The 19,677-nt window shown below is 70.8% G+C and carries 15 protein-coding genes; 4 read left to right on the forward strand and 11 right to left on the reverse strand.

Annotated features, from left to right (window positions below):
- Window position 1: 1 nt before the first annotated feature.
- From murC to mraZ, 11 genes are all read right to left on the reverse strand, one after another.
- Window positions 2-1,621: a UDP-N-acetylmuramate--L-alanine ligase gene (gene murC / locus MB1_RS11635; protein ID WP_084351587.1), complete on the reverse strand. Its 1,620-nt coding sequence runs from the start codon at window positions 1,619-1,621 to the stop codon at window positions 2-4.
- Entirely contained in the window at window positions 1,618-2,730 is a 1,113-nt protein-coding gene (gene murG, locus MB1_RS11640; RefSeq protein WP_066907408.1) for an undecaprenyldiphospho-muramoylpentapeptide beta-N-acetylglucosaminyltransferase, read from the reverse strand. Before murG ends, murC begins: the two co-directional genes overlap by 4 nt.
- Window positions 2,731-2,824: 94 nt before the next feature.
- A complete protein-coding gene (gene ftsW / locus MB1_RS11645; RefSeq protein WP_066906992.1) occupies window positions 2,825-4,327 on the reverse strand; it encodes a putative lipid II flippase FtsW in 1,503 nt (500 codons plus the stop codon).
- Entirely contained in the window at window positions 4,324-5,931 is a 1,608-nt protein-coding gene (murD, locus tag MB1_RS11650; RefSeq protein ID WP_084351589.1) for a UDP-N-acetylmuramoyl-L-alanine--D-glutamate ligase, read from the reverse strand. Before murD ends, ftsW begins: the two co-directional genes overlap by 4 nt.
- Window positions 5,932-6,003: 72 nt before the next feature.
- Window positions 6,004-7,089, reverse strand: coding sequence for a phospho-N-acetylmuramoyl-pentapeptide-transferase (mraY, locus tag MB1_RS11655; RefSeq protein WP_066906994.1), 1,086 nt, complete (start codon window positions 7,087-7,089; stop codon window positions 6,004-6,006).
- A 6-nt stretch (window positions 7,090-7,095) separates the two neighbouring features.
- The gene (locus tag MB1_RS11660) at window positions 7,096-8,712 is read right to left on the reverse strand and encodes a UDP-N-acetylmuramoyl-tripeptide--D-alanyl-D-alanine ligase (RefSeq protein ID WP_066906996.1); all 1,617 of its coding nucleotides are present in this window, start codon (window positions 8,710-8,712) and stop codon (window positions 7,096-7,098) included.
- Complete coding sequence (locus MB1_RS11665; protein ID WP_066907411.1) at window positions 8,709-10,298, reverse strand: UDP-N-acetylmuramoyl-L-alanyl-D-glutamate--2,6-diaminopimelate ligase; 1,590 nt, start codon at window positions 10,296-10,298, stop codon at window positions 8,709-8,711. The genes MB1_RS11660 and MB1_RS11665 overlap by 4 nt, the downstream gene beginning before the upstream one ends.
- A gap of 154 nt (window positions 10,299-10,452) precedes the next feature.
- On the reverse strand, window positions 10,453-12,360 hold the full coding sequence (locus tag MB1_RS11670) for a peptidoglycan D,D-transpeptidase FtsI family protein (RefSeq protein ID WP_084351591.1): 1,908 nt from the start codon (window positions 12,358-12,360) through the stop codon (window positions 10,453-10,455).
- On the reverse strand, window positions 12,357-13,379 hold the full coding sequence (gene ftsL / locus MB1_RS11675; RefSeq protein ID WP_066906998.1) for a cell division protein FtsL: 1,023 nt from the start codon (window positions 13,377-13,379) through the stop codon (window positions 12,357-12,359). Before ftsL ends, MB1_RS11670 begins: the two co-directional genes overlap by 4 nt.
- Window positions 13,376-14,404 carry a 16S rRNA (cytosine(1402)-N(4))-methyltransferase RsmH gene (rsmH, locus tag MB1_RS11680; RefSeq protein WP_066907000.1) on the reverse strand — a complete coding sequence of 343 codons (1,029 nt, stop codon included), beginning with the start codon at window positions 14,402-14,404 and terminating at the stop codon, window positions 13,376-13,378. Before rsmH ends, ftsL begins: the two co-directional genes overlap by 4 nt.
- Window positions 14,405-14,624: 220 nt before the next feature.
- Window positions 14,625-15,068 carry a division/cell wall cluster transcriptional repressor MraZ gene (gene mraZ, locus MB1_RS11685; RefSeq protein ID WP_066907003.1) on the reverse strand — a complete coding sequence of 148 codons (444 nt, stop codon included), beginning with the start codon at window positions 15,066-15,068 and terminating at the stop codon, window positions 14,625-14,627.
- Window positions 15,069-15,957: 889 nt separating this feature from the next.
- Here mraZ and MB1_RS11690 point away from each other — a divergent pair.
- The 4 genes from MB1_RS11690 to MB1_RS11705 are packed head-to-tail and all read left to right on the forward strand — an operon-like array spanning window position 15,958 to window position 19,637.
- Window positions 15,958-17,022 (forward strand): ABC transporter substrate-binding protein, encoded by a 1,065-nt coding sequence (locus MB1_RS11690; protein WP_066907006.1) that lies wholly within the window; start codon window positions 15,958-15,960, stop codon window positions 17,020-17,022.
- 53 nt (window positions 17,023-17,075) lie between these two features.
- The gene (locus MB1_RS11695) at window positions 17,076-17,912 is read left to right on the forward strand and encodes an ABC transporter ATP-binding protein (protein WP_066907009.1); all 837 of its coding nucleotides are present in this window, start codon (window positions 17,076-17,078) and stop codon (window positions 17,910-17,912) included.
- On the forward strand, window positions 17,902-18,738 hold the full coding sequence (locus MB1_RS11700) for an ABC transporter permease (RefSeq protein ID WP_066907012.1): 837 nt from the start codon (window positions 17,902-17,904) through the stop codon (window positions 18,736-18,738). Before MB1_RS11695 ends, MB1_RS11700 begins: the two co-directional genes overlap by 11 nt.
- Window positions 18,738-19,637, forward strand: a complete 900-nt coding sequence (locus MB1_RS11705) for an ABC transporter permease (RefSeq protein WP_066907015.1) — start codon at window positions 18,738-18,740, stop codon at window positions 19,635-19,637. The genes MB1_RS11700 and MB1_RS11705 overlap by 1 nt, the downstream gene beginning before the upstream one ends.
- The last annotated feature ends 40 nt before the right edge of the window (window positions 19,638-19,677 follow it).

Consider the following 19,677-nt stretch of genomic DNA (forward strand, 5'->3'; position numbering starts at 1 on the left):
CTCAGGTCCCGGACCCGTCGGTCGCAGCGATGTCGGTCTGTGGTGCCGCGGTCTGGGGTGCCGCGGTCTGGGGTGTGTCGGTGGGGGGTGTCTTGGTGGAAGGCAGGTCGGCAGCGGCCGGGGCGTCGTCCGCCGGATGCCGCGGCCCGATCACACGCAGCGCGTCGAGGATCTGGCTGCCGAGCATCGTCACGTCGCCGGCGCCCATGGTGATCACCACGTCGGCGGGGCGGCTCATCGTCGCGATCTGCATCGGCACCGCGGACATATCGGTCTGGAAGTGCACCGAGCCCTTCATCGCGCCGGCGATCAGGGCGCCGCTCACGCCGGGGATCGGCTCCTCGCGCGCCCCGTAGACGTCGAGCACGATCGTCTCGTCCGCCAGGTCGAGAGCCTCGGCGAACTCGGCCGCGAAGGCCTCGGTCCGCGAGTACAGGTGCGGCTGGAAGACCACGATCACCCGGCCGCGTCCGGTCGCCGGCACCGGGCCGGCCGCCACCAACTCCTGCGCGGCGGTCAGCACCGCCCGCACCTCGGTCGGATGGTGGGCGTAATCGTCGAAGACGCGGATACCGCGCTCGCGGCCCCGGATCTGGAAGCGGCGGTGCACCCCACCGAAACCGGAGAGCCCCTCGACGATCTCGTCGACCCCGGCGCCGGCGGCGCGGGCCGCCAGCACCGCACCGAGGGCATTGAGCCCCATATGCCGGCCGGGCACGCCGAGCCGGATCGTGCGCAACCGCTGCTCGTCGGACAGACCGAACTGCAGGACGCCGCCGGTATCGCGCGGCTCCCACCCGCGGAACTGCGCCGCCGGCGCGATCTCGCGGGCCTGCTCGGTGCCGTAGCCCAGCACGGTGATGCGCTCACCGTGTCCGGCCAGCGCGCGGGCGGCCAGATCGGCCGAGCCCGGATCGTCCAGGCAGCAGATCAACACGCCGCCGTCGACGATCCGCTCGACGAAGTCGTCGAAGACCCGCACATAGGCCTCGGTGGTACCGAAGTAGTCGAGGTGATCGGCCTCGACATTGGTCACCACCACGACATCCGGGGTGTACTGCAGCAGCGATCCGTCGCTCTCGTCGGCCTCGGCGACAAAGACGCCGCCGCTGCCGTGATGGGCGTTGGTCCCCGACTCGTTCAGCTCGCCGCCGACGGCGAAGGACGGGTCGACACCGGCCTGCTGGAGGGCGACGATCACCATCGAGGTGGTGGACGTCTTGCCGTGGGTGCCGGCGATCAGCACGGTGAACGAGCCCTGCATCAGGCTGGCGAGCACCGCCGGTCGCAGCAGCACAGGGATGCCGCGCCCGTGGGCGGCGACCAGTTCGGGGTTGGTCCGGGGAATCGCGGCGAAGGTGGTCACCACGGCGGTCGGGCCGCCGGGCAGCATGTCGAGCGCGGACGCGTCGTGGCCGATGCGGATCTGCGCACCGCGGGCGCGCAGGGCCCGGATGACGCGGCCCTCCTTGGCGTCGGACCCCGACACCTGACCACCGCGGGAGAGCAGCAGCCGGGCGAGGCCGGACATGCCGGCGCCGCCGATGCCGATCATGTGCACACGGGCGAGTTCGGGCGGCAGATCGGTGGTGCCGGCGGCCGCCTGCGGGGCGTCGATCATCGGGTACCTCCCGCCGCGACCTCGAGGCCGACCTTGGCGACCGCGAGCGCGGCGTCGCGGCTGCCGGCCGTGGTCGCCTTCTGCGACATCAGGCCCAGCCGCTCCGGGTCGGTCAACAGCGCCACGACGCTCTCGGCGACATAAGCGGGGGTCAGATCGGCATCGGCGACCAGGACTCCGCCGCCGGCGCGGACGACCGGCTGGGCGTTGAGCGCCTGCTCGCCGTTGCCGTGCGGCAGCGGAACGTAGAAGGCCGGCATGCCGACCGCGGATACCTCGGCGACGGTCATCGCACCGGACCGGCAGACCGCCGCGTCGGCGGCGGCGTAGGCGAGGTCCATCCGGTCGAGGTAGGGCACCGCGACGTAGGGAGCGGCCGGGTTGTATTGCTCGACGGTGACGGAGTTCTTCGGGCCGTGCGCGTGCAGCACCGAGACGCCCGCCTCGGCCAACTGCCGCGCCGCACCGGAGACCGCCTCGTTGAGCGAGCGGGCCCCCTGGGACCCGCCGAAGACCAGCAGGACCGGCCCCTCGGCGGGCAGGCCGAAGGTCTCGCGGGCCTGCGCGCGCAGCGCCGGACGGTCGAGTTCGGTGATCGAGGCGCGCACCGGGATGCCGACGACCTCGACGTCGCCGCCGCGGCCGGTGATGCCGGAGCCGGGCACCGCGGCGAGCACCCGGGTGGCCAGCCGCGCGCCGATACGATTGGCGATCCCGGCGCTGGCATTGGCCTCGTGGACGACCACCGGGATGCGGCGACGGCCGGGGCGGCCGAGCGCGGCGAGGTAGGCGGGCAGGGCGACGTAGCCACCGAAGCCGATGACGACGTCGGCGTTCGACTCGTCGAGCACCTGGCGGGTGCGCCGCACCGACCGCACGACGCGGGCCGGCAGCTTCAGCAGATCGACGGTGGGCTTGCGCGGCAGCGGCACCGGCGGGATCAATTCCAGCGGGTAGCCGCGGGCCGGCACCAGCGTGGTCTCCAGGCCGCGCTCGGTACCCAGCGCCACCACCCGCGCGGTGGGTTCGAGGGAACGGACGGCGTCGGCGACCGCCAACGCCGGTTCGATATGTCCGGCGGTACCCCCGCCGGCGACCACTACCGAGATCACTCGCCTACGCCCTCACCACAGTCGGCCATGTCGCGTCCTCACCCTTCCGGTCGACGTCTCTCGGTTCGACGGATCTCGGCCGGTCCGACGCTTATCGACGCCGTGTCGTGCCCCCTTGTCGCGGGCGCGGACGGTCGGAATATGTCGTACGACCGGCACGCGGCGAGGATACTCGGCCGGACCCCGCGGCGCGGCTGACGGGTCGTTCGCCACGTGTGATCTCGATCCTCGGCAACGCGGGCATCCCGAAGGGCATCGGCATCTCGCGCGGGACCCGGCTGACCGCCGACGTCGGTGCGGGCAGCCGCAGCAGTCGACCGAAACGTCCGTCGCCGCCCTGCTGGAGCGCGGCGACCGCCTCCGGTTCGTGTCGGGCCGCGTTGGCCAACAACCCGAGCGCGCCGAGGGTGATCGCCGTCGAGGTGCCGCCGGCGGAGATCATCGGCAGCTGCAGTCCGGTGACCGGCAGCAGTCCGACGACGTAGCCGACGTTGATCACCACCTGGGAGACCATCCAGACGGTCAGCGTCGCGGACAGCAGGCGCAGGAAGGGGTCGATCGACCGCATCGCGATCCGCATACCGGCGAAGACCAGCAGGCCGAAGAGGGCGAGCACCGCGATGCATCCGATCACCCCGAGCTCCTCGCCGATGATCGCGAAGATGAAGTCGTTGTGGGCGTTGGGCAGGTAGCTCCACTTGGCGCGGGACTGGCCGAGCCCGCGACCGAACCAGCCGCCGTCGGCCAGCGAGAAGAGCGCCTGGCGGGATTGGTAGCCGGCGCCCTCCGGGTCGGCGGAGGGGTTGAGCCAGGACTGGATACGCGCGGAACGGTAGCCGGCCGCCAGACCGAGCGCGATCGCGGCGAGACCGAGGCCACCGGACGCGGTGAGGAATAGCCGCAACGACAGCCCCCCGTACCAGAGCAGGGCCATCAGGATCGTGGCGACCGCGACGGTCTGGCCGAGGTCGGGCTGCAGCACGATCAGGACGAAGATGACCATCGCGACCGGGAGCAGCGGGACGAGCACCTGTCGCGGGTCGCGCCGGTTCGGCGGCAGCGTCGCCAGGACGTGGGCCCCCCAGATCGCGAAGGTGACCTTGGCGAATTCGGACGGCTGGAAGCTCAGGCCACCGACCGAGAACCAGCCGCGGGTGCCCTGGGACAGCGTGCCGATACCGGGGATGAGCACCAGGACCAGCATGAGGATCGAGATCGCCACCAGCGGGCGTGCCGCAGCGCGCAGCCACGTCGGGGGGATCCGCATCGCCAGATAGAAGCCGACCACGCCGACTGCGGTGAAGATCGCCTGCCTGGTGAACATCGAGTACGCCGAACCGTCGACGGCGTAGGCGCTGACCGACGAGGCGGACAGCACCATGACCAGGCCGAGCACCGTCAGCAGCGCCGCGATCGTCACCACCAGGTGGAACGAGGTCAGCGGCCGCGACAGCCAGGCACGGATGTGACCGCGCGCCGAATCGGAGCGCTGCCGTACCCCGGATCGGGGGCGCGAGGTCCCCGACGAGCCCCCGCCGGGCCGACGACGACCGGCGGCCGACCCCGAGGGGCCGGCCGTCCGGGTCGCGGTCACCGCTCGGCGCCCCGGGTCGCACGGGCGACCGCCGGCGTTGCGAGGGCGGCTACCGCCGGCGTTGCGAGGGCGGCTACCGCCGGCGTTGCGAGGGCGGCTACCGCCGGCGTTGCGAGGGCGGCTACCGCCGGCGTTGCGAGGGCGGCTACCGCCGCGGCGAAGCTGTCACCCCGCTGCTTGTAGTCGGCGAACATGTCCAACGACGCCGCGGCCGGGGCCAGCAGCACGGTGTCCCCCGCGCGCGCCGCGCCGCGGGCGGCGGCCACGGCCGAGCGCATCACGTCATTCACATCCACAACAGTAGACGCGCTCTGAACATCTGCACCACTAGTCACATTCGTATCGTGCACCTCGGAGGCCCAGAGCACGGGGACATCGGGTGCGTGTCGGCGCAACGCGTCCGCGATATGTGGGGCATCGCGTCCGAGAAGGACCGCGGCGACCAGTCGGGAGCGCACCTCGATCACCAGATCGTCGACATGGGCACCCTTGAGCAGTCCCCCGGCCACCCAGACGATCGAGTCGTAGGAGCGCATCGACGCGAGGGCGGCGTGCGGGTTGGTCGCCTTCGAGTCGTCGACGTAGCGCACCCCGTCGATCTCGCCGACCGTCGCGCCGCGGTGCGGGCCGACGTGGAAGGAGGCGAGCCCGGCGGCGATCGCCTCCGGGGCGATACCGATCGCCCGGGCGGCGGCCGCGGCGGCGGCGGCGTCGAGTCGGCCGGCGGGTCCGGGCGGTTCGATGCCCTCGACCGGGGCCAGGACGGTGCGGGCGTCGGCGTCGGGGAAGGCGCGGTCGACCAGATACCCGTCGGCGATACCCACCCGATCGGGGCCGGGCTCACCCGCGGTGAAGCCGATGGTGCGCGCGGCCGGCGAGCGGTCGAGCAATGCGGCCGAGCCCGGGTCGTCGACGCCGACGACGGCGACCGCGCCGCCGAGGGCCCGCAGTTTCGCCGCGACGTAGCCGTCCATCCCGCCGTGCCAGTCGAGGTGGTCCTCGGCGATATTAAGGACCGCGCCGACCGCCGGGCGCACCGACGGCGCCCAGTACAGCTGGAACGACGACAACTCCACCGCGAGGACCCGCGCGGGCGGCTGTCGGTCGGCCTCGCCTCGCCGCAGCGCCTCGATGACGGTCAGCCCGATATTGCCGCAGGCGACGGTGTCGATCCCGGCCGCGGCGACGATCGCCTCGACCATCGAGGTCGTGGTGGTCTTGCCGTTGGTGCCGGTGATGACCACCCAGGTGCGGGTGGGGCCGTAGACGGCGGCGGCGTCGAGGCGCCAGGCCAGTTCGACGTCCCCCCAGACCGGTACCCCGGCGGCGGCCGCGGCGACCGGGATCGGGGCATCGGGGCGTACCCCCGGGCTGACGACGACCAGGTCGATGTCGTCCGGCCAGGCCGCCGCGAGTTCCGCGCCGACCGCGGTGGCCACCCGTCCCTCGGCCGCGAGCCCGGCGAGTACCGCCGGGCGGTCGTCGGCGATCGTCACCGCCGCACCGAGGTCGACCAAGGCGTCCGCGGTCGCGCGTCCGGCCACCCCGGCGCCGACGACCAGGACCCGCTCCCCCGGCAGCACGTTCGATCCCGCAGTTCCCATGTCCGCCTCCTGCTGTTCCGGACCCGTGGTCCCTCGGCGGTCACGGGTCGACTGTCACCAACCCGATGCGGGTCAGTCCCCGATCACTGCCAGATATTCGCTGTAGAACAAGGCCATGCCGACCGCCGACGAGATGGCGGCGAGCAACCAGAATCTGATGATGACCGTGGTTTCCGCCCAACCACCGAGTTCGAAGTGGTGGTGGAACGGAGCCATGCGGAAGACCCGACGCCGACTCGACCGGAAGACGGCGATCTGGATGGCCACCGAGGCGGCCTCCGCGACGAAGAGCGCACCGATGACCACCATCAGCAGTTCGGTGCGGGTGGTGATCGACAGACCGGCGAGCAGACCGCCGAGCGCCAACGATCCGGTGTCACCCATGAAGATCTTGGCCGGCGCGGCGTTCCACCACAGGAAGCCGATGCAGGCGCCCGCCGCCGCGGCGCACAGGACCGCGAGGTCGAGCGGATCGCGCACCTCGTAGCAGCCCGGTGCCGGACCGCGCGGGGCGGTGCAGGACTGCCGGTACTGCCAGAAGGTGATCACCGTGTAGGCGCCGACCACCAGGGTCATCGAGCCGGCGGCGAGCCCGTCGAGACCGTCGGTCAGGTTGACCGCGTTCGACCAGGCCGCCACCAGGAAGTAGACGAAGAGCACGAAGACGGCCATCGGCAGCGTGATCGTGGCGATATCGCGCACATAGGACAGCTGCAGGCTGCCGGGCGTGATGCCGTGCATATCCGGGAACTGCAGGACCAGCACACCGAAGAGCAGGGCGGCGACCAACTGGCCGACCAGCTTGGAGGTCTTGTTCAGGCCGAGGTTGCGGTGCTTGCGGATCTTGATGAAGTCGTCGAGGAAGCCGACGATGCCGAGCACGGTCGCCAGGCCCAGGACCAGCAACGCCGATGCCGACGGCGGGTCGGCGTCGTACATGATGCCGAGCAGATGGGAGCCGAGATAGCCGACCCACATGCCGGCGATGATCGCGACACCACCCATGGTCGGGGTTCCGCGTTTCGATTGGTGACTCTGGGGCCCCTCGACCCGAATCTCCTGACCGAACCCCTGCTTGGTGAACAGCTTGATCAGTAATGGAGTGACCAGGATCGCCACGACCAATGCGATGCCGCCGGCGAACAGAATCTGCCTCACGGTCCGTCAAGCCCCCTCATCGACACCACCGGATGTCGTCGATCCCCTACCGGCCGAGCCGGTCGATTCCAGAAGCGCCTCGCCGACGCGCCACAGTCCGATCGACTGGGACGCCTTCACCAGGACCACATCGTCCGGTGCGACCGAGGAGGACAACAGTGCGATCGCGGCCTCGGCGTCGGGGACGAGCACCGACTCCTCGCCCCACGACCCTTCCATCACGGCGCCCTGATGCATCGCCCGCAGGGGTCGGTCGGTGCCGACGACCACCAGGCGGTCGATATCGAGGCGCACGACCAGGCGGCCGATGCGATCGTGCTCGCGGATCGATTCGTCGCCGAGTTCGCGCATCTCGCCGAGCACCGCCCAGGCCCGCGGGCCCGCCGGGCGATCGGCGAAGGGATCGTCGGCGAAAGGGTCGGTGGCGAAGGGGTTGGTGGGGCCGGCGTCCGGGGAGGTGGACGCCGCCGCATCCCGCCGGGTGCGCACCATCGTGGCCAGCGCCTTGAGTGCGGCGGCCACCGACTCGGGGTTGGCATTGTAGGAATCGTCGACCACGGTCAGCCCGTCGGCGCGGGTGGCGACGGCCATCCGGCGGATCGACGCGGCCTCGGCCGCGGACAGCGCCGCGGCGATCACCTCGAGATCGAGGCCGCAGGCCCGACCGACCGCCGCCGCGGTCAGCGAGTTGGGCACCTGATGCTCGCCGTGGACGCGCAGCCGCACCGGCACCCGCCGGCCGTCGGCGACCAGGGTGAACGCGGCGCGGGCGGACTCGTCGACCGTGACGTCCTCGGCCCGTACGTCGGCGTCGGCGCCGCGACCGACGCGCACGACCGCCGCGGCGGTTCGGTCGGCCATCGCCGCCACCAGCGGGTCGTCGGCGTTGAGGATCGCGACCCCGCCGTCGGCTGCCGCCGGGAGCGCCTCGACCAGCTCGCCCTTGGTGCGGGCGATCGCTTCGCGGGAGCCGAACTCGCCGAGGTGCGCGGAGCCGACGTTGAGCACCGCGCCGATGCGCGGGGCGACGATGCGGGTGAGGTCGCGGATATTGCCCTCGTGCCGGGCGGACAGTTCGAGGACCAGGAAGCGGGTCTTCTCGTCGGCGCGCAGGGCGGTCCAGGGATGGCCGAGTTCGTTGTTCATCGACCCGGGCGGGGCGACGGTCGGGCCCTCGGCACGCAGGACCGCGGCGATCAGGTCCTTGGTGGAGGTCTTGCCGGCCGATCCGGTGACGCCGACGACGGTCAACCCGTCCTCGATCAACCGGTCGGTGACGTACCGGGCGAGCCGGCCGAGCGCGGCGAGCACCGCTGCGCCGGAGCCGTCGGTATCGGATTCGAGGGCCATCGCCCGCGAGTCGGTCGGCACCGGGTCGACGACGATCGCCGGGACGCCGACCGGGCGGGCGGCCAGCACCCCGATCGCGCCGGCGGCGACAGCGCCCGCGGCGTGATCGTGACCGTCGACGCGGGCCCCGGGCAGGGCGAGGAAGAGATCGCCGGGTGTGATGACGCGCGAGTCGAACTCGACGGCGCCGGTGACCGTGGCCGAACCGTCGCCGGCGTCGGCGAGTCGACCGCCGATCACCGCGGCGATCTGCGCCAACGTCATCGGGATCATGCGTGCTCCCGCCGCAGTTCGAGGGCTTCGGCGACCACGGTGCGGTCGTCGAACGGGTAGACCGTATCGCCCACCTTCTGCCCGGTCTCGTGCCCCTTGCCGGCAATCAGGACGATGTCGCCGCTGCGCGCCCAGTCGATCGCCGCCTGGATCGCCTCGCGTCGCGAGCCGATCTCGCGGATCTCCGCGTCGCCGCCGACCGAATGGGCGCCGGCGAGGACCGCGGTGCGGATGGCGGCCGGCTCCTCGCTGCGCGGATTGTCGTCGGTGACCACGACCAGATCGGCGACCGCGGCCGATGCCGCGCCCATCAGCGGGCGCTTCTCCCGGTCCCGATCGCCACCGGCGCCGACGACGATCGCCAGCCGGCCGGAACCCTGCTGCCGCAGCGCTCCGAGTACCGATTCGATAGCGGCCGGCTTGTGCGCATAGTCGACCACCGCCAGGAAGTCCTGACCGGCGTCGATGCGCTCGAGCCGACCGGGCACCCGCACCCGGGCGATCGCGTCGAGGGCCACCGCCCGGTCGACGCCGACCGCGTCGACCAGCGCGAGGGCGGTCAGCGCGTTCGCGACGTTGAAGCGGCCGGGAATCCCGACGCTGCCGGTCGCGGTGTAGCCGTCCGGCCCGTGCACCCCGAAGCTCTGCACCCCGGCGTCGTCGACGCGGGCGTCGCGCACCCACCAGTCGGCGTCGTCACCGGTCGTCGACACCGTGACCGCGCCGCCGGCGAGATCGGCCATCCGCCGACCCCATCGATCGTCGACGCAGACCACCGCGGAGCGGGCGTGGACCGCCGAGACCGGGTCGAATAGCCGGGCCTTGGCGGCGAAGTAGTCCTCGAAGCTGTGGTGGAAGTCGAGGTGATCCTGCGACAGGTTGGTGAACCCGGCGGCGGCGAAGATCGTGCCGTCCGCGCGGAAGAGCGCCAGCGCGTGGCTGGAGACCTCCATCACGACGCTCTCGACACCCTGTTCGACCATCCGGGCGAACAACGCGTGCAGGTGCGGGGCCTCCGGGGTGGTGAACGCGCTCGGGAAGACCTGCCCGTCGATGCGGGTCTCGACGGTGCCGATCAACGCGGTGCGGTGGCCGGCCGCGCGCAGCGCCGCCTCGACCAGGTAGCTGGTGGTCGTCTTGCCGGAGGTCCCGGTGACGCCGATCACCGACAGTCGCTCGGTGGGACGCCCGTAGATATCGGACGACATCGGCCCGAGCACCGCGCGTGGATCGGGATGGACCAGGACCGGGATCCCGGCCGGCAGATCCGCCGCCGCCAACAGCGCGAGACCGGCGGCGTCGGTCAGGATCGCGGCCGCACCGTTGTCGATCGCCGCGCGGCCGAAGGACGCACCGTGCACCGTGCTGCCGGGAAGGGCCGCCCACAGGTCGCCGGGCAGCACATTCTGCGCGCGCAGGTCGACCCCGGTGATCCGCACGTCCGCAATCCCGGCGGGCACGTCGGAGCCACCGATGGTGCGCAGCGTCGCGGAAGCGCTGCGGGCCAGGTCAACCGGCGAGAGGCCGGGTGTTCCGGAGGGCCGCAGCGAGGCCGGGGAGGAAGACGGAACAGAGGTCACGGGCAACGTCGGATCACTTCTGGTCGTGGATCGGATCGGCTCGGCGAGCAAACCCCCGTGCATCGGGATCCGGTTGTCCGTCACGACAACCGCTCACCGGACGCAGCGTCGTGCACACTACCGCCTCCCCCGCGAACCGCCCCTGCCACCTCGCGCATGCCTAGTCGGCTTGCAGCAACAGCGGAGGCGCCTCCGGGGACAGCGGCACCGCATCGCGCCGCAGCAACCACGACGCGATGTCGTGGAACAACGGTGCGGCGGACTGACCGCCACCTCCGTCGGAACTGCGGGTCGGCGCGTTGAGCATGATGCCGATCACATATCGGGGATCGTCGGCCGGCGCGATGCCCGCAAAGGTAATCCAATAGCGGGACGACGAGTAGCAGCCACACGCCGGGTCGACCTGCTGGGCGGTGCCGGTCTTGCCGGCGATCTGATAGCCGGCGACGGCGGCCTGCGGGCCGGTGCCCTGCTGATTGCCGGTATCGGACTGGACGACCGCGCGGAACATATTGCGGACCGCGGCGGCGGTCTCCGGGGAGACCACGCGAATCCCCTCCGGGGCCGGCTCCGGGGTGCGGTTGCCGTTCGCGTCGATCGTCGCGTCGATGATGCGCGGCGGCACGCGCACCCCGTCGTTGGCGATCGTCTGATAGATATCGGTCATCTGCAGCAGCGTCATCGACAGACCCTGACCGATCGGCAGGTTCGCGAAGGTACCGCCGGACCACTGGTCGCGGCTGGGCACCATGCCGGCGCTCTCGCCGGGCAGGCCGACGTCGGTGCGCCGGCCGAGCCCGAAGAGATTGAGCATCTGGGCGTAGCGATCCTCGCCGACCCGCTGGGCGAGCATCAGGGTGCCGACGTTGGACGACTTGCCGAAGATGCCGGCGACCGTATACGGCAGCAGACCGTGCGCCCACGCGTCGTTGACCGTGATACCGGACATATAGATACTGCCCGGCACCTGCAGGACCTCGTCGGGTGTCGCCACGCCGTCCTCGATCGCCGCGGCGGCGGTGATGATCTTGTTGACCGAGCCGGGCTCGAAGGGGGTGGTGACCGGCAGGTTGCCGAACTCGGCGGTGGTGGGGTTCGCGGCGACACCGACCGACGGGTCGAAGGTCGAGTCGTTGGACATCGCGAGGACCTGGCCGGTATGCGCGTCGAGAACCACCGCGGAGACATCCTGGGCGCCGGAGAGGTCCTTGGCCCGCTGGACCTGCTGCTGGACGTAGAACTGCACGTCGCTGTCGAGGGTCAGCTCGACCGAGGAGCCGTTGATCGCGTCCTGCTTGTCGCGCTCGCTGCCGGGGATGACCGAGCCGTCGGAGCCGCGGTCGTAGGTGACCTGACCGTCGGTACCGGCGAGCACGGAATCGAGGGAGCTCTCGAGGCCCATCAGACCGGGGCCGTCCGAGCGGGTGGTGCCGACGATATTGGCGGCCAGGGCGCCCGCCGGGTACTGGCGCACGTCCTGGTTCTCGCGGCCGACCTCGGGGAAGTCGGACACGATGCGGTCGGCGATCTGCGGGTCGACGCCCTTGGCCAGGTAGGCGAAGGTGCCGTCACCGGTGATCGTGTCGAGCAGGTCGTTGCGATCGACCGCCGAGCCGAGTTCCGAAGCGATGCCGTCGGCGATCTGCTTCAGGCGGGTATCGGGGTCGGGGGCGCTCGGGTCCTTCTCCTTCGCGGTCTCGAGCCGGTCGCGGACGAACTGCGGCTGGAAGGTCAGCGCATATGCCGGGGTGGTGAACGCCAGCGGTTCGCCGTTGCGGTCGTAGATGGTGCCGCGGGTCGCGGCCAGGACCGTGGTGGTGCTGCGCTGGCCGGCGGACTCCGCCGACAACGCCGGCGCGCGCAGCAACTGGATGTTCAGCAACTGGATGATCGCGATCGCCAGCAGCGCGAACATCACCGTGCCGCCGACGCGATGCCGGAAGCGGAAGCCGTCGCCCGCGGAGGCAGGGCGCAACGGATGGCGCCCGCTGCCGGTCCCCCGGCGCGCCGGAGTCGACGTGCGCGCACGGGTCACCGGTCGCTCGGTGCGGGAGCGCTGCGTGGTCATTGGCCACCTCCGGTCGTGACGGCGGTCAGCGGAGACTCGGCGATCACCGGCGCTGCGGGAGCCGCGGCGAGCTGCGCGGCCGGGTCGACGCCGGCCGTTTCGGTGGTCGGTGCCGGCGCCGTGTCCGCCGGGGTCAACGGGGATTCCCCGCCGGTCGTCCCCGGCTCGGTTGTCGCCGGCGGTTCGGCCGCGGGATCGCCGGTCGCCGGCGGTTCGGTCGTCGACGCTTCGGTCCCCGGCGCCGGGGTGGTCGAGGCGGCGGCCGGGTCGGTCGGGATCGTCTCGTTGGACTGCGAGACCAGGGCCTCGTCGGCGACCGCCCCGCTCGGCGTCCGCACGACGGCCGACCCGCCGGCGGGCGGGGTCAGCCGAAGCCGCACCTCGCCGTTGCCATTGGCCGGAACCAGCGTCGGCTGCGGGGGCCCGGCGGCGGGCGTCGGATCGCCGACGACGGTGACCGAGTTGTCCTCCCCCACCACCAGCCGGGCGACGGTTCCGGCCGGGACCATGCCGAGCTCGGTGGCCGCGCGGGCCAGGACGGGCGCCGAACGCGCCGACTCGACCTCGCGGCGCAGGCTCTGCGCCTGGTGCTCGAGCGCCCGGTTCGAATCCTGGAGGGCACCGAGCCGATAGGCGTTCTCCGCCGACCGGGTGGTCAGCAGCAACGTGAGGGTCAACCCCATCACCAACATGCCGATGATGACGGCGACAAACGACAGCCGACCGACCGCGGACGCCCCGGCCGCGGTGCCGAGGACCGCGGCGCGGCGGCCCTTGCGCCGATAGGCCCGCTCGGCGGCGGCCGATCGGGAGCCGCCCGCAGCCGCCCGGCGCGGAGCGGGCCGCGGCGAGGCCTTCGTCGTTCCCGAGCTGCGGGTGGACCCGGACGTGCGCGAACGGGTGGTCGTCTCGCGCGTGGTCCGCTTCGAGGACGTCGAGGACACGGTCGATCGACCGGTCGCGGTGCGGCCGGAGGATCGCTTGTCGCCACCCCGCCGGGCGGACGCCGGGGCGCTCACGCGGCCCTCCGATTCACCCGTTCGATCGCCCGCAGGCGCACCGGCGCCGAGCGCGGGTTGATCCGCTGCTCCTCCTCCGTGGCCTTCTCGACCCCGCGGGTCAGAAAGGTCAGCTCGGCCTCGTGGCCGGGCAGGATCGTCGGGAAATCGTCCGGAACCGACGGCTTGGTCAACGGCGTGACAATCCGTTTGATCACCTTGTCCTCCAGGGACTGGTAGGACATGAACACCGCGCGGCCGCCGACGGCCAACGCGTCGATCACCCGCGGAACAGCGTGCTCGAGCGAGTCGAGTTCGCCGTTGACCGCGATGCGCAGCGCCTGGAAGGTGCGCTTGGCCGGATGGCCGCCGGTCCGCCGGGTGGCGGCCGGGATCATCTTGTAGAGCACCTCGACCAACTGGCCGCTGCTGGTGAACGGGGTCCGCTCGCGCACGCGGACGATCTCGGAGGCGATCCGCCCGGCGAAGCGCTCCTCGCCGTAGGTCGACAGGATGCGCGCGATCTCGCCGTGCGAAGCGGTGTTGAGCAGATCGGCGGCCGTCGGCCCGGTCGTGGTGTCCATCCGCATGTCCAGCGGCGCGTCGACCGAGTAGGCGAAACCGCGCTCGACCGAGTCGAGCTGCATCGACGAGACACCGAGGTCGAGCAGGATCGCGTCGACCGAGTCGACCGCCGGTCGCCCGGCCGCCGCGAGGGCCTCGGGGATGTTGTCGTAGGTCTGGTGGACCGGCGTCAGGCGGTCGCCGAAAGCGGCGAGCCGCTCGGTCGCGATCGCCAGCGCACGGGTGTCGCGGTCGATACCGATCACGTGCAGCCAGGGGAAACGTCGCAGGAACTCGGCGCTGTGCCCGCCGAGTCCGAGGGTGGCGTCGATCATCACCGCGCCGGCGCCCGCCGGATCGTGTCGGGTGATCGCCGGTCCGAGCAGGTCGACCGCCCGTTCGAGCAGTACCGGGACGTGCCGGGGGGTCGGAGCCCCCGGCTCGCCGGTCGCCGCGTCGTCGTGCACCGGCCCGTCGTCCATGATTGTGTCCTCCGAATTGCTCGACGGATCCGGTCGGGCGGCCGCGGCGGTGAGAGCGGTCAGGTCTTCGCCCGAGTGTCGGCCTGGCGCCGGGGAAGTGGCGTCAGGACGATGCGGTGCTACCTGGCGTTGGGGAAGAACGTCAGGGCTCACCCCCGCCGATGACGGCGGGTGGGTCTCGGGCGAAGGCCTCGCGGCTCTCACCGCGTCGCGTGGCGGCTCACACCATCCCTTCCAGCGATTCGTCGATCGCCTCGGAGAAGTCCTCTTCGTGGGCACTCGAGTACTCGTGCCATCTCTGCGCATCCCACACCTCGAGAAAGTTGACCGAGCCGACCACGACACATTCCTTGGTCAGGCCGGCGTACTCGCGGTGCGCGGAGCCGATGGTGATCCGGCCCTGCGCATCGGGTCGCTGCTCGTCGGCGCCGGCCGCAAGGCTGCGGATGTAGGCGCGAGCGCGCGGGTTGGATCGGGATTTCTCCGCGATCCGCGCCGCTCGTTCGATGAAGACCGCGCGCGGATAGACGGCCAGGCTGTGGTCCTGCCCCTTGCTGACCATCACACCTCCCGCCAGGTCTTCCCGGAATTTCGCCGGCAGGGTCAGCCGGAACTTGTCATCGAGCTTGGGCGTGTAGGTGCCGAAGAAGTAGTACTCGGGCATCGAGTGCTCGACACCTCCCTCGGCTCCAACGGGGCCCACTGTACCCCACTTTCCCCCACTTCCATCCACCTCGGGGGCTCCGCTTTCGGTTCTACCAGGAACAAATAGCGGTGAACAGGGCTTTTGCCAGTGGGGCGCCGTGGAGCGCCGAATTCCTTCGGCGCGTCGCGATGGAGTCGACCGGGAATCCCCACCCGTCCCCCACGACTATTCGAGTACCAATAGCCACATCGACCTGCGGCTTTCCTGCCACGTCGACGGATGGAAGGGATGGCGGGGAGGCCGATGTGGGGTGAAGTGGGGAGCTCGGAGCGATTCGGGGGTGGCGGTGGGGCCGGAGTGGGGCGGCGGGGCTCGCTGGGCACCGGTGGGGCGGAGTGGGGGGCGGCGGCGGCGAGCGGAGGCCGGAATGGGGCCGAGGGCGGCGGGCGGAGCCGAGCCCGGGCGGCGGAGCGGGGACCGGACCGGCCGGGGAGAGGGGGCGGCGGGCCGGGGCATGGTCGACGATTCGTGGGAGCGGGGCGGCGCGGCGATAATCTCCTCGGCACTGCGCTGCGGAAGGCCTACGCACAGCACCCACCCGCCGACCCGGCCACTACCGGGGTCGAGAGGGGAAACCGGGGGCCGGACGGCTTTGTGAAGCGGAAGAGGACGGCGGTGACGCCGCAGCGCCGGAACCGCGTCCGACGATGGTCACAACCGCAGCGGACATACCGCCGGAATCACAAATTGTGCAGCCGCGTCACGCTACCGTCGACCCAGCCGTAACACGCCGGAAACAACTGTGGATGTACGTGAAATCTGCACCTCCTAGCGTGTGCGGTATTACTGCACCGGCCGAGCGCTCGACGGGTCTTCCCGCGCGGGCACCTCAGGGAGACACCTGCACATGACACTCACCTCACGACTGATCCGCCGCGCCACGACGGCCGTCGCGGTCACCGCGGTAGCCGCGCTGACGCTGTCCGCCTGTTCGTCGGGCTCCGATTCCTCCTCCAGCGAGGCGTCGACCGACGGCTTCGGCGACATCACGGTTCAGTTGAGCTGGATCAAGAACGAGGAGTTCGCGGGCGAATACTTCGCCGACTCCGAGGGCTTCTACACCGACGCCGGCTTCGGCAGCGTCACCCTGGTTCCCGGGCCGTCGACGGGCGCGGCCGAACTGATCTCCGGAAGCGCCGACGTCGCGCTGTCGGATGCGGTCTCGATCGGCTCGGTCGTCGCCGGCGAGGGTGCGCCGCTCAAGATCATCGGCACCACCTTCCAGAAGAACCCGTTCACGATCCTGTCGCTCGCGGACGGTGGCAACATCGCCACCCCCGAGGACCTCAAGGGCAAGCGGATCGGCGTGCAGGACTCCAATACGCCGCTGTTCCAGGCGCTGCTGTCCGCCAACGGCATCGACCCGTCCGAGGTCACCGTCGTCCCGGTGCAGTACGACCCGGCGCCGCTGATCAACGGTGAGGTCGACGGCTTCGTCGCCTACCTGACCAACGAGGCGATCACCGTCGCCTCGCAGGGCCTGACGGTCACCAACCTGCCGTTCGCCGAGAACGGTCTGCCGTTCGTCGCGGAGACGTTCACCGTCACCCAGGACGCGATCGACAACAACCGCGAGATGCTCAAGGCCTTCCTGGTCGCCGAGATCAAGGGCTGGTCGATGGCGGTCAACGACCCCGAGGCGGGCGCGCGTCTGGCCGTGGAGAATTACGGTGTGGACCTCGGTCTGAACCTGGAGAACTCGATCGCCGGTGCCACCGAGCAGAACACCCTGATCGTCTCCGACGAGACGGTCGCCAACGGTCTGTTCACCATCTCCGACGCCCTGCAGGCCGCCACGATCGAGAGCCTGGCCGGCGCCGGCATCACTCTCGAGGCGTCCGACCTGTTCGACATGTCGCTGCTCAGCGAGGTCTACGAGGAAAACCCCGACCTGGTGAACTACGCAGCCTGATTCACCCAGCACCATCGGATTCACGCACTATCGGAGCAACCCGGGAGAACACGATGGCCGAGAACGTCGTCATCACCAAGGGCACGACCCCGGCGGCGACCACCGTCGGCGGCACCGGCCTGGACATCAGCGGCCTGAACAAGGTGTTCACCTCGGGACGGAAGTCCGTGGTCGCCCTGCAGGACGCCAACCTGCACACCGACCGCGGTACCTTCCTGTCTCTGCTGGGCCCGTCGGGATGCGGAAAGTCGACGATTTTGCGCATCCTGGCGGGCCTCGAGGAGCCCACCAGCGGGTCGACCCGCGTCGACGGCAAGAGCCCGAAGGAGCTGCGCAGCGACAACAAGCTGGGCATCGCCTTCCAGGACTCCGCCCTGCTGCCCTGGCGCAGCGTGTTGTCGAACATCAAGTTGCCGTTCGAGATCGCGCGCACCCAGGTCGACAAGGCCTATGTCGACGAGATGATCGCGCTGGTCGGGCTCAAGGGCTTCGAGAAGGCCAAGCCGGCGCAGCTGTCCGGCGGTATGCGCCAGCGCGTCTCGATCGCCCGCTCGCTGATCATGAAGCCGCAGGTCCTGCTGTTCGACGAGCCGTTCGGCGCGCTGGACGATATGACCCGGCAGAAGCTCAACCTCGAGCTGCTGCGGATCTGGACAGAGAAGCCGTCGACCACCCTGCTGGTCACCCACGGCATCTCCGAGGCGATCTTCCTGTCCGACCAGGTCGCGGTCATGAGCCCGCGGCCCGGCCGGGTCAAGGAGGTCATGACGATCGACCTGCCCCGTCCGCGGGTCCCGGAGATGATGCGCTCCCCCGAGTTCCACGCCTACGTCGACGAGGCGTCGGAGCTGCTCTTCGGCGAGGGGGGCGCGGCCGCCGATGACCACTGACACCGCAACGACGGCGTCGACCGATTCCCAGCGGCGCCTCTCGATCCCGCCCTGGGCGACCGGTCTGGCGGGCGGGCTGCTGTTGATCGGGTTGTGGTGGCTGCTGGCGGCCACCGTCTTCTCGAGCGTCGGTCCGGCCGGGGTGCAGGCGATCCCCACGCCGCCCGATGTGGTGCGCAGCTTCGCGGACGACGGCTGGAGTTTCTACGTCAACAACTTCCGGGTCAGCCTCACCGAGGCCGGCATCGGATATCTCTGGGGCAACGGGCTGGCGCTGGTACTCTCCGCGCTGGTGCTGGTGATCCCCCGCCTCGAGCCGGTGATCATGCAGGTCGCGATCATCACCTACTGCATCCCGATCGTCGCGATCGGCTCGCTCGCGGTGGTCATCATCGGTGCGCCGGATGTGGGCAGCCCCTCGGGTACGGCGATCTTCCTGGCCGCGCTGTCCTGCTTCTTCACCACCGTGGTCGGCGCCCTGCTCGGTCTCAAGTCGGCCGATCGGGCGAGCCTGGACCTGATCACCGTCTACGGCGGCACCAAGCTGACCCAGCTGGTGAAGGTGCGGATGATCGCGGCGCTGCCCGCCACCCTCAACGCGCTGCAGATCGCCGTACCCGCCGCCTTCCTGGGCGCGGTGCTCGGCGAGTTCTTCGGCAAGGTCGAGATGGGTGTCGGTGCGGCGATGGTCATCGCCCAACAGCAGCTCAACGCGCCGCGGGTCTGGGCGTTGGCGTTGGCCAGCGGTTTCGTGGCGTTGCTGTGCTTCATGCTCGTCGGGTTGATCGCCCGGGCGATCGCCCCCTGGTCACGGGGTGAGGGCTGATGACCGGCGCGGTCGAGACCCCCACCCCGGGCGGCAGCAGTGAACCGTCCGTGGAGGTCCGGTTGTCCGAATCACCGTCGCCGGCGCGCCGCACGATGACGCGCAATGCACTCAAGGCCCTGTGGTCGGGGCTGCTGACCTTCGTGCTGACGATCGTCACCGTGCTGGTGTTGTGGGTCGGCGCGCTGTCGGTGCTCGACATCTCGCCCCTGATCGCGAAGGGGCCGGTCGACGTCTGGAATTACCTGTTCACCGTGCCGGCCGCCGAGGCGAACCGGACGATGATCCTCGGGAACCTGTGGACGACGCTCGGCAACTCGGCGATCGGCTTCATCGCGGGCCTGGTCGCGGCGATGGCCGCGGCGACGGCGTTCCAGTTGAGCAAGGGTGTCGAGGCCGCGTTGATGCCGGTCGCGATGCTGCTGCGGTCGGTCCCCCTGGTGGCGATGGCCCCGGTGATCATCCTGATCTTCGGGCGCACCACCTGGACGGTCGCCGTGATCGGCGGCATCGTGGTGCTCTTCCCGGCGCTGGTCAACATCGCCTTCGGCCTGAAGTCGGCGCCCAAACAGATGAACGATCTGCTCGAGGTCTACGGCGGCGGTCCGTGGGCGAAGCTGACCAAGGTCGCCTTCCCGATCTCGCTGCCGGCTTTCTTCGCCGCGGTGCGCATCTCGGTGCCCGGTGCGATCACCGGCGCCCTGCTGGCGGAGTGGCTCGCCGTCGGCGGCGGTATCGGCGGCAGCATCAACGGCTACATCCCGTCGGCGCAGTTCTCCGCGCTGTGGACGTCGGTCATCGTGATCACGGTCGTCTCGCTGGTGCTCTACAACCTGGTGCAGATCGTCGAGGACGTCGTGCTGGCCCGCATGGGAATGCACCCCCAGCGCACGCTCTGATCCCGCTCCCCACCGTTCCCCCGAACAACCCACCCGGCCC

This window comes from Millisia brevis NBRC 105863 (genome assembly GCF_001552615.1).
GTDB classification, from domain to species: Bacteria; Actinomycetota; Actinomycetes; order Mycobacteriales; family Mycobacteriaceae; genus Millisia; species Millisia brevis.